Source organism: Bacillus sp. SIMBA_008 (assembly GCF_046535495.1).
Taxonomy (GTDB): Bacteria; Bacillota; Bacilli; order Bacillales; family Bacillaceae; genus Bacillus; species Bacillus subtilis.
Genome location: NZ_JAWRWL010000941.1, coordinates 1 through 250, shown reverse-complemented (window position 1 = coordinate 250; position 250 = coordinate 1). Strand labels below are relative to the sequence as shown.

Sequence of the window (250 nt, the reverse complement as noted above, 5' to 3'; positions counted from 1 at the left end):
CCCCTTGGTCTTTTTCAATTAAATCCAAGCATGCCTTGAGTAAAGTTGATTTACCAGCACCATTTGGACCTATGATTCCTGTCATCGTTCCTTCCTGTATGGAAAGAGAGATGTTCTCTAAAGCATCCTGTCCATGATATGAGACATGAAGACGGTCAATTGTTAAAGCATTTGGCATCTCTTGCAGCCCCTTTCAATCATCATTGCACTTCCTAAAGATATATGCATACATTAAATAATTTTGACTAAA

1 protein-coding gene is annotated in these 250 nt (G+C 38.0%); it reads right to left on the bottom strand.

What is annotated here, in order from left to right; genetic code table 11:
- The coding region (locus SB658_RS26140) for an ATP-binding cassette domain-containing protein (protein WP_410603397.1) at positions 1 to 178 on the bottom strand (178 nt) is incomplete at its 3' end.
- Between the last annotated feature and the right edge of the window lie 72 nt (positions 179 to 250).